The following is a 10,084-nucleotide window of genomic DNA, read 5'->3' on the forward strand; positions in this document are numbered from 1 at the left end:
TTTCATCAGGGGCTTTATCACTGTTCATGACTTGAACATTAACACAGGGGAAAAAATCATGTCAACAAAAATTTATAAAACCTAAATTGAGCGATTTTAATTTAGAAATATATGTCAGGTGCGGCAAAAAGACTTTAAACTCTGCACCTGTAAAAACATTTATCTTGCATCCGTCATCTACGACTTTGGACACTTGTTGGGTAATGCGATTATAATTTTTTTATATACACCTGAACTAACACTTTTTAAAGTCTCTGAGCCGTGCCTGACATATATAAAATCCCTAACTTTAAGTTATAGTAAGTAGAGGTTATGGACAGGCTCGTTAAAATAATTTCCCAATCAATCAGGGCTGTAAGGGCCTTCAAGCTGAGGACTTTTTTCTGTCTGATAAGCGTAGCACTGGGTATTGCATCGATCACTGTAATTGTCGCCGCCACAGAGGGGGCATATAAAGAGGCACTTGATATTGTGGCGAGGTTTGGCCCTGATTCTCTGATGATATTCAGCGGGGGCGAGGAAGCGAGGGCAGTAGGTCTGAGACAGAAGACGCTGACATTGGATGATGTAGAGGCTGTAAAACAGGCATTCTCCAGCGCCTATCTGGTGGTTCCGACTACATCCATCGGCAATACCAATGTTTCATATAAGAACAAGAAACATCAAACACAGGTAATAGGCTCTACGAGCGACTACAGCCGTGTGTTCACATGGCCTGTAATACAGGGTTCTGATTTTACGGAAGACGATGTAAGAGGATTAAGGAATGTCGGTTTAATCGGACAGCATCTGTTAAAAGAACTCTTTGACAGCGAAGACCCGGTGGGTAAATACATACTTGTTAAAGGCATACCTGTCCAGATAGTTGGTGTATTGTCAGAAAGGGGGACTTCTCCTTCAGGCCACAATCTCGATGACAGAATTATCCTCCCGCTAACCACAGTAATGAAAAAACTCCAGAATGAGACGAAATACGTATCTGCATTCAGAATAAGATTTGTTGATCAGGAGAATCTTTACACCCATGCGGAAGATCTCAGGTCATTTCTCAGACAAAGGCATAAGATTTTAGACGACGAACCGGATGACTTCAGGATTGTTTCTCCAAAAGAGATAGTAAAGTTCCTCGTTGCTCTAACGGGTTCGCTCGTGATGTTTTTAGGAGTCACGGGACTCATATCTCTGATAGTTGCCGGGTTTGTCCTCGCAAATCTGTTTTTGTTATCGGTCAAAGAGAGAACAACAGAGATAGGCATAAGAAGGGCAGCAGGCGCAAAAAGGAGAGATGTGCTAATACAGTTCCTCGGCGAGTCGGTGGTTATTACGACCATCGGAGGCTTATTTGGATTTCTATTAGGTCTGCTGTCTTCAAAACTCCTCATGTTAATAGCACAGTTTCCTATCCATTTTTCATGGAAGGCATTTGCCATAGGGCTGCTCCTTTCATGGGCAGTGGGAATAGGTTTTGGTTTACAGCCTGCAAACAGGGCTGCAAACTTGAAACCCATAGAGGCAATAAGGGGATGAAGGGGAATGGAGCAATGGGTGAATGAAAAGGATAACACTGAATCTTAAAATCGCATGGCGTTCGTTGTGTAATTTCAGGCTGAGGACTTCCCTTGCTGTGCTGGGCGTCTTTTTAGGCACATTCTCCATTATCGTCGTATCCAACCTGTCGGATTCATTATCCAGAAAAACCGAGATGGAGATAGAAAATCTCGGGAAAAATCTCCTTATTGTGCGAAGCGGCATTGTAAGAAGGGTTGTCTCGGGCACAAGGCTTTTGAGCGAGGCAACTACCCTGACCCTCCATGATGCACAGGCAATTGCATCTAATTCTCGATATGTGAGCAATATATCCCCCTCCGGGAACAAGCCTTTTCCTGTGAGATACGGCAGTATTGCACTCACATCCGTGCTTGTAGTAGGGGCATCTCCAAACTATACTGAAATAAGGAATCACTTCGTGAAGGAAGGCAGCTTCATCACAGAAAACGACAACAGAAATCTAAACAAGGTTGCTGTACTTGGAAAAAGGGTTGCAGAAAAATTATTCGGAGATGAAAATCCTATTGGTAAGCATATTCTCATCTTCAGGGTTCCCTGTCAGGTAATCGGGATAATGGAGGAAAAAGGCGTTGATATTTCTGGAATCGATCAGGACAACCAGATATTCATACCGCTTAATACGTACCTCAGGAGGTTTGTCAATAAAGATTTCATCAACAGCATCTATGTCCAGACTATAGATGACAGATCGATTCCCGCTGCAAAGGCAGAGATCGAGGATATATTAAGGAAAAGGCATGAGATCGGGGGAGATAAAAAAGAAGACTTCACAGTCATAGATTTAAAGGACGTCATGGCCTTGAAGACACAGACCACATCTATGATAACGGTTTTGGGAAGGATATCATCTGTGGTCTCATTCCTGATAGGAGGGCTCGGAATCCTTTCCATAATGATACTCATCGTAAATGAAAGGCGTGTGGAGATAGGCATCAGGAGGGCAGTCGGTTCGAGAAAAAGAGATATAATACTTCAGTTCCTCATGGAGTCTTCGTTTATATCTTTCATCGGCGGCATGGTGGGAGTGGCAATCGGTTTTATCGCAAGCGCCGTGATATTCCGTATATCAGAGCTGCCGTTCACAATTTCTCTGGCAGGTATTATGCTGTCCTTCGCTGCTTCTGTGGCTGTGGGAATACTGGCAGGGATATACCCTTCTAAGAAGGCAACCACTATACAGCCAGTGGATATAATAAGGTCATGATTTTATCGTGAGATACCCTGAAAACAGTATCATCGAACCGCCGATTATCGTCTTGTAATTCACTGCCTCTTCCAGAAATATCATCCCTAAAACTATTGCACAGACAGGCTCTAAATAGCCTAATATGGCGGTCTTGTTGGCAGTTACGTCTCTCATGCCCCTGAAATAAAGAATAGGCGCTATAGTTGAATGCACAACTCCCATCACGCCGAATGCCCACCAGTTAAGAGCCTGAGAGAATGAGACAGATGGCAACAACATAGCGGCAATAAAGAGATTCTGAAAAAATGTCATGATCATGGGGTTTAAGTTCTGTGCCAGTATCCGGATAATGATTATCAGCACCGCATAGGCAAATCCCGAAAAAAGCCCTGCAAGGATGCCGCCGGCGTCTTTATCTCCAGCAATCACAAGACTGAAAAAATGGCTTACGGAAACACCAAGCATAATCCATAAACCTGCGGTAGCAACAGCAACGGCTATCAATACCCTGACGGTCAGTCTCTCTTTTAAAAATATTGGCGCAAGGAATGCAACCATCACAGGCGCGGTATAATGGGTCAAAACAGCATTGGCAACGGATGTATTTTTATATGCATAAAAAAATGAAAATGTATTGATCAGGCTTATAAGACCGAGAACAAAGAGATGCAGAACCCCCTTCCTGTTCGGCATATACTGCCTGAATTCCTTTTTTGTGAGGATCAGACCGATTAATGATACCGAGATGATACAGGAAAAAAACATCAGCAGATGCACGGGCATGCCTGAGAGCTTTATGACAATGCCGAGGGAACTCCAGAGGAATATGGCAGTCAGTATGTAAAACATTAATTAAATGGAATGCCTTTCTATTTGGCTTAAAACAAAACCCCTTATCTCTTTATGCGAAGGCATGTCTATGAGATATTTCCCGTTGTCCATTACCGGAATGAGTATATCCTCAAATATCGCACCGCACTCGCATTTATGCTGTTTATTATTGTGAGGGACTATAGTCCCCTTATTGCAGGCAGGACATCTCAATACCCTTTTGCTCCCTGACCATTTCCCCCTTTTTGCGAGTGGTTTGTCTTCGACTTCCATAATATCCATTGTATAATCGACAACAGGTGCATTGCTTATTGATGTGCCTATGCCATAACCATCAACCACGGGATTCAGAACAGGAATGTCTTCCTCTTTTATGCCGCCGCTTACATAGAATTTTATATGTTTATACCCCCTGAGATCCAGCTCCCACCTGCATTCCTCAAGGATACGATAAAAATTGCCCCTCCTTGAAGCAGGGGTATCGAATCTCACTGCAAAAAGCCTCTCGCCCATTGCCTCTGCTACATTGAGACATTCGAATTTTTCATCGAGGAATGTGTCAATAAGCGCCACCCTCTTAAATTTCGGCTCTAAAACCTCATCATATGCCTTAATTGCATCAACAGTTGAGCCCATGCATATTATCAGCGCATGGGGCATCGTGCCCATCGAGTCTTCGCCGATAATTTCGCCTGATTTCACAACAGCAACGCCGTCGCATCCGCCGATGTATGCATTCCTTTCGATCATGGGTGCAAGTATAGGATGCATTCTCCTTGCCCCAAAACTGATTACAGGCCTTTCCCCTGAAAGCTTCTTGAACCGGGCTGCCTTTGTAGCAACACCTGATGCCTGACATATCAGGCCGAGGATTGCTGTCTCATACACGCAGAAGTCCTGATACCGCGCCTCTACCTCCATCACCGGCTCGTATGTATAGAAAATAGTGCCCTCTTTCATCGCCCTAACCTTTATGGGAAGGTTTTTCAATAAATATAGTGCCTCTTCAAGTCCGGCAAATATTGCCCATGGGTAGTTATCAGGGAAACTCTTTGCTATAAATTCTGCCTTTACTATCGGATTGATCCCTTTTGCCTTTAGTATTCTTAATGTCCTTTCGAAATAAACATCCGTAATCTTCCCGCTTAATACATCTTCAGGGTCTGCTGTATGAAACATAATAGCCTCCTTTTTGAACTGCTTGCTACCGGCTATTAACTACTGTATAACCTAAATATAATAAACCCAAAAAGATATAGAATCAATCTAAAAACCTATGTTTATTAAATACTGACCATGGTAACAAAATACAGAGAAATCGACGAGCCAGATACGCCTGTGCAGGTAGATAAACTGATCGTAGGGATGCGCCTGCCATTTGATGTGTTTATCAAAGATAAGGGCCTCACAAAACAACTGTTCAGCAAGGGGATGCTTTATACCAACATCACCAGGGATCTTCTTAAAAAGAGGGGCATCTCGGAAATTTACATTAAAATGAAAGAGGTTCCTTTGCCTGAGCGTTACCTTCCCCAGACAAAGACCCACAAGACCTCTTTCTATGACGACCCTGCAGTATTCAAAGAATACTCCTACCATAAGGAGCAGTATTATCAAATAGACAGAAACATCCTTGTCCCGGGAACAATGATAAACTTCAGCCTCTTTACGCTGGACAAACTTGTCTTCAGCCCTGTTGTCGAAGCCGCAGAGAAGTCGCCTGTAAAGATAGATGAGAATATATTAAATGCAAGCGGAGACATTGTCATAAAAAAGTCGGATGTTCAGCTTTATAATGCCTATCTCGATTCGTTATTAAAAGACAGTACATCCTGACAAGACAGCTTAAAGGTAAAGGCAGCGGTCATAAGAGAGAATTCAAAGATAATAATAAAGGACCTCCTCGATAATCCGAGGAGCGGGGAGAAGATAAAAGAAGTAAAGTCCACGGTGGATAACATAATTGACTGCATTTTGAAAAACAAAGATGCCATTTACGACCTGCTTTTATTGAAAGGCTATGATTATTACACATACACGCATTCCGTAAATGTGGCTATTATGTCCATTGGACTGGGAATGGCAATCGAACTCAAAACAGACGATGTAGAAAAACTCGGGATCGGGGCAATGCTACACGATGTAGGTAAAAGTGCCATGCCCTACGAAATTCTGAACAAGCAAGGGAAGCTCAATGATATCGAATATAAAGTATTAAGGAGCCATGTTATCGAAGGAGAGAAGATACTGCGCGCCCATAAAGAAATACCCGAGGAATCCTTTGCTGCAGTCATACAACACCATGAAAAACTAACAGGAAAAAGGCTATCCCTTTCAGTTGTCGGGAAATAATATAAAGCTGTTCGGCAGAATAACGGCAATTGCAGGCTGTTACGATGCACTGACAACACAGAGACCCTACAAGCCGGCGTTCTCGCCGTTTTATGCATTATCGATCGTTGCAAAAGAGACAGGTGATTACGACCCTGATCTCTTAAAGACATTTATAAAGATGCTCGGCAAGATAAAATGAGGAGTCAGGTATTTGAATTAAAACCGCTCACAGAGGAAAATATCTTAAGTCTCCTGAATAATGCAATTCAGGATAGGGAACGCGGGCTCGGCAAATATATACGCAGATGAGGATGCCCTGAAACATATAGCAAAGATGTCTGACGGCGATGCAAGAAAGGCATTGTCAGCACTTGAAGTAGCAGCATTAACCACATCTCCGGCAACCAGTCCTGATGAAAGCGGCATAATAAAAATAACCCTTCAAGTAGCAGAAGAATCCATTCAGAAAAAGGTCATTGTATATGACAAAAAAGGAGATCAGCATTACGACACAATATCGGCCTTTATAAAGAGCATGAGGGGATCCGACCCTGATGCAGCAGTTTATTATCTTGCAAAGATGCTTTATGCAGGGGAAGATCCTCGATTCATAGCAAGAAGGATTGTTATATGCGCCTCTGAAGATGTTGGAGACGCTGACCCTATGGCTTTTGTAATTGCCACATCAGCACTGAGGGCAGTGGAATTTATAGGAATGCCCGAGGCGAGGATTCCCCTTGCACAGGCAACAATTTACATTGCAAATGCCCCTAAAAGCAATGCCTGTTACAAGGCAATAGAGGCTGCAATGGAGGATATTGAGAACGAGCAGACAATGGAAGTGCCTGATCATTTGAAAGACAGCCATTATCCGGGGGCTAAGAAATTAGGACACGGTAAAGGCTACAAGTATCCGCATGATTACGGCGGTTATGTAGAGCAGGAATATATGCCTAAAAATAAAAAATATTACAATCCTTAAATTAAATTTATCCCCATTACATTCTTCATTATTCGCAATGCTGCTTCGTGGTCTTCCTTTGAAAGCCCTGCAACGCCATCCTTTACAACCGTAACCTTATAATCCCTCAATACCGCATCGGATGCAGTAAACATAACGCATATATGCGTAACGCATCCAGTAAGCCTGAGACTATCGACACCAAGATTTTTTAATGTCTCATTTAGTTTTGTATTATAAAATCCTGAATATGTCGTCTTTTCGATTATAATGTCATCGACTTGCGGTTTTAATTCATCCACAACCTGAGCGCCCGCCGTCCCTTTAACTGCATGTGCAGGCCATCCGAATTTTGAGAATTCTTTATCATCGGGCTCGTGGACATCGCAGACGTATATAACCGGCTTGCCCTCCTCCCTTGCCTTTTCTATCTCCCTTTTTATTGCAGGAATGACCTTTCTCGTTTCAGGCACTTCAAGGGGAGCGCCTTGAAGGACAAAATCATTGAGCATATCGATAATTAAAAGCGCCTCTTTTGGCATTGGTCTTTACTCCACAATATCCTCGATTACCTTAAACTTCTCCTTCAGCGCCTTCTCTACTATATCAGGCACAAGCCCCTTCACAGAACCTCCGAAGGATGCCACCTCCTTAACAATGGTGGATGTAAGAAAGGAGAATTCTTCTGAAGGCATCATAAAGACAGTCTCTATGTTCATATCAAGCCTTCTGTTCATCAGTGCCATCTGAAGCTCATATTCGAAATCAGATACAGCCCTTAAACCCCTTATAATTGCGACACCCTCTCTGTTCCTCACATAATCGACAAGAAGGCCATTGAATGCCTCTGCTCTTACATTCTTACAATCCTTAACCGCCTCCCTTGTGAGCCTCAACCTCTCTTCGAGTGTGAAAAGGGGCTGTTTTTTGGGGCTTGGGGCAACCGCTATTATAATTTCATCAAATATCCTCAATCCCCTTTTGATAAGATCGAGATGTCCGTTTGTTATTGGGTCGAATGTTCCGGGATAAATGCCTAATCTCATAAAATACAGGTAAAGGCAAAGGTTAAGGTTAAGATAAGGAAAAAATATTAATCTGTTTTCCTATGCTTTTCCTTTACCTCTACCTTTTCCTCCTTTCTGTAAAGTGTTAGTGATGTATCTCCATACTTATAAGTTTTTATAAGCCTTAAAATCCCTATTTCCGATATCAATTTCTTTTTGGAAGAATGTTCGGCAATCACAACTCCATTATCCCCTAAAATACTCCTCTCGTCAATGAGGGGCAGGATTATATCAAGCTCTCCGGAGGCATAAGGCGGGTCAACAAAAATGATATCAAAAACAGATTCGGATTTTTTTATAAAATTTGAAGCCCTGTCTTTAACGACTTTGGCCCTGTCCTTGAAACCGAACTTTTCTATCAACTCTTTTATAATGCTAATTCTCAAAGAATTGTCATCGACAAAAAATACTTTTCCGGCGCCTCTGCTCAATGCCTCTATTCCGACAGCGCCTGTGCCTGCATAGAGGTCTAAAAATGCGGCATCTATTATTCTGTCTCCGAGGATATTGAAAATTGCCTGTCTTACCTTTGCAGAGGTGGGCCTTAATTCGCCAGCCTCGCCCTTTTTTACAAAGGCCTTTCTAAGTCCAACCTTTCTTCCCTTTGCGATGCCACCGGAAATTCTCATTTCTTTGTTTCAGGCAGTCCGCACACATTGCCTTCGCATTTCTTCAAAAGGGGCTGGGACAGTTTTCTTCTTAAAAATGAGATTTGTAAAACAGCTATAACAGCGGAAACTATAAGATTATACCTATGGCTTGCGAAGCCGAACAAATTTGGAATTACTGCCAACGGATAAACCATCAAAAGAAGCCACCCCTCATTAAACCTGAAGCAATAGGCCTCCTTGCCCACCAATCCAGCACCGCCGGCAAGGGTAAGCCCCAATCCTAAGAAAAACATCTTTCCAGCATAAAAGGCATCGATAGGACCGACAAAAATACTGCTGATTTGAAGTGCTATTCCTGCAAAGGTCATCCTGAGTATAAACTTTTTAATTTCTGCCTTCCAGACAAGGAGAAATATCGATGAGAGAGCTATGCCTGCATCGAATATCACAAAGGGTATTATTTGCAGTTTTGATCCCAAGGCATAAAGAATGGCAAAGCCAAGGGCGCCAATGCTCTGAAGGACATAACCTATCCTGTATGTGATGTCATACTTTCTCGGATAATATATGCCTGCCTGCTCTATCTGCTCTTCCAATGTCGGCCACTGTTCCATGATTACCTCAGATACGACTTTTAATAGACAAATTGATAGGGCATGACATTTGAGTGGACTTAGGCAGCCCAGGCGTGACATGGATGTCTAAGCGGGCTGGCTTAGCCTCGGAGGCGGGCTTGGATGCCCGCCGAGAATGAGCGAAAATGTTATGCCCTATCATTTCAACCTTAATGGCGGATTTACAATATATTCGTCTTTCAGTTCGTAGCCCTTTATCTTCACACCCCTTCCCTCAACACTCAGCCTGCCCTCTGCGTAGAGCCTTATCGCCTCAGGGAAAATCTTGTGCTCGAGTTTAAGAATCCTTGCCGAAAGTGTCTCCTCTGTATCGTCGGGAGATACAGGTACTGCCGCCTGAATAATTACAGGCCCTGTGTCCATTCCCTCATCAACAAAATGCACAGTGCAGCCGCTGATCCTCGCGCCGTAATTCATTGCCTGCTTCTGCCCGTGAAGTCCAGGAAAAGAAGGCAAAAGGGCAGGATGGATGTTCATAATTTTATTTGGAAAGGCATCTATCAGAGGCTTTCTCACAATACGCATAAATCCTGCAAGTACAACAAGCTCAACATTTCTTGCCTTTAGTTCATCTGATACCTTTAAGAAAAAATCATCCTTTGTGGAGAATTCCTTTGGATTTATATATAAATATTCGATGGAATGTTTTTTTGCACGTTCTATGGCGTAGGCGTCAGGATTGTCAACTACGAGGAGTTTAATTGATGCATCGAGTTTGCCTGCCTCTATCTCATCGATTATAGACTGAAAATTCGAGCCTCTGCCCGATGCAAGCACGCCGAGATTAAGCATTTATACTCCTGTATTATTATAATATTGGAATGCCATAGAGATAATGGTCGTGTTGCTTTGAGAAATCAACCGGCATATCAATGTCGGTAGAGACTTCT

13 protein-coding genes are annotated in these 10,084 nt (G+C 42.9%); 6 read left to right on the forward strand and 7 right to left on the reverse strand.

Features of this window, described 5'->3' with window-relative positions:
* The first annotated feature begins 312 nt into the window (after window positions 1–312).
* Entirely contained in the window at window positions 313–1,527 is a 1,215-nt protein-coding gene (locus tag V7L97_RS05490; RefSeq protein WP_333654016.1) for an ABC transporter permease, read from the forward strand.
* A gap of 22 nt (window positions 1,528–1,549) precedes the next feature.
* Complete coding sequence (locus tag V7L97_RS05495; protein WP_333654018.1) at window positions 1,550–2,773, forward strand: ABC transporter permease; 1,224 nt, start codon at window positions 1,550–1,552, stop codon at window positions 2,771–2,773.
* On the opposite strand, the gene V7L97_RS05500 is transcribed toward V7L97_RS05495, so the two are convergent.
* Both V7L97_RS05500 and V7L97_RS05505 read right to left on the reverse strand, forming a co-directional pair.
* Complete coding sequence (locus tag V7L97_RS05500) at window positions 2,768–3,604, reverse strand: DMT family transporter (RefSeq protein ID WP_333654020.1); 837 nt, start codon at window positions 3,602–3,604, stop codon at window positions 2,768–2,770. The two genes, V7L97_RS05495 and V7L97_RS05500, sit on opposite strands and share 6 nt — an antisense overlap.
* A 3-nt stretch (window positions 3,605–3,607) precedes the next feature.
* Window positions 3,608–4,765: a nicotinate phosphoribosyltransferase gene (locus tag V7L97_RS05505; protein ID WP_333654022.1), complete on the reverse strand. Its 1,158-nt coding sequence runs from the start codon at window positions 4,763–4,765 to the stop codon at window positions 3,608–3,610.
* A 117-nt stretch (window positions 4,766–4,882) separates the two neighbouring features.
* Between V7L97_RS05505 and V7L97_RS05510 the strand changes: the two genes are divergently transcribed.
* The 4 genes from V7L97_RS05510 (at window position 4,883) to V7L97_RS05525 (ending at window position 6,902) form a co-directional block, all read left to right on the forward strand.
* Window positions 4,883–5,422 carry a hypothetical protein gene (locus V7L97_RS05510; protein ID WP_333654023.1) on the forward strand — a complete coding sequence of 180 codons (540 nt, stop codon included), beginning with the start codon at window positions 4,883–4,885 and terminating at the stop codon, window positions 5,420–5,422.
* 114 nt (window positions 5,423–5,536) lie between these two features.
* Window positions 5,537–5,938 (forward strand): HD-GYP domain-containing protein, encoded by a 402-nt coding sequence (locus tag V7L97_RS05515; RefSeq protein ID WP_333654024.1) that lies wholly within the window; start codon window positions 5,537–5,539, stop codon window positions 5,936–5,938.
* Window positions 5,925–6,119 (forward strand): HD-GYP domain-containing protein, encoded by a 195-nt coding sequence (locus V7L97_RS05520; protein WP_333654025.1) that lies wholly within the window; start codon window positions 5,925–5,927, stop codon window positions 6,117–6,119. The genes V7L97_RS05515 and V7L97_RS05520 overlap by 14 nt, the downstream gene beginning before the upstream one ends.
* Window positions 6,120–6,179: 60 nt before the next feature.
* On the forward strand, window positions 6,180–6,902 hold the full coding sequence (locus V7L97_RS05525; RefSeq protein WP_333654028.1) for a hypothetical protein: 723 nt from the start codon (window positions 6,180–6,182) through the stop codon (window positions 6,900–6,902).
* Here the strand turns inward: V7L97_RS05525 and V7L97_RS05530 are convergent.
* From V7L97_RS05530 to purN, 5 genes are all read right to left on the reverse strand, one after another.
* Window positions 6,899–7,423 (reverse strand): cysteine hydrolase family protein, encoded by a 525-nt coding sequence (locus tag V7L97_RS05530; RefSeq protein WP_333654031.1) that lies wholly within the window; start codon window positions 7,421–7,423, stop codon window positions 6,899–6,901. The two genes, V7L97_RS05525 and V7L97_RS05530, sit on opposite strands and share 4 nt — an antisense overlap.
* 6 nt (window positions 7,424–7,429) lie before the next feature.
* On the reverse strand, window positions 7,430–7,927 hold the full coding sequence (gene coaD / locus V7L97_RS05535) for a pantetheine-phosphate adenylyltransferase (protein WP_333654033.1): 498 nt from the start codon (window positions 7,925–7,927) through the stop codon (window positions 7,430–7,432).
* Between the two features lie 47 nt (window positions 7,928–7,974).
* Window positions 7,975–8,577, reverse strand: a complete 603-nt coding sequence (rsmD, locus tag V7L97_RS05540; RefSeq protein WP_333654034.1) for a 16S rRNA (guanine(966)-N(2))-methyltransferase RsmD — start codon at window positions 8,575–8,577, stop codon at window positions 7,975–7,977.
* Entirely contained in the window at window positions 8,574–9,173 is a 600-nt protein-coding gene (locus V7L97_RS05545; protein ID WP_333654036.1) for a DUF2301 domain-containing membrane protein, read from the reverse strand. The genes rsmD and V7L97_RS05545 overlap by 4 nt, the downstream gene beginning before the upstream one ends.
* A 159-nt stretch (window positions 9,174–9,332) precedes the next feature.
* Window positions 9,333–9,986, reverse strand: a complete 654-nt coding sequence (gene purN, locus V7L97_RS05550; protein WP_333654038.1) for a phosphoribosylglycinamide formyltransferase — start codon at window positions 9,984–9,986, stop codon at window positions 9,333–9,335.
* Window positions 9,987–10,084: the final 98 nt, after the last annotated feature.

This window comes from Dissulfurispira sp. (assembly GCF_036745535.1).
GTDB lineage: Bacteria > Nitrospirota > Thermodesulfovibrionia > Thermodesulfovibrionales > Dissulfurispiraceae > Dissulfurispira.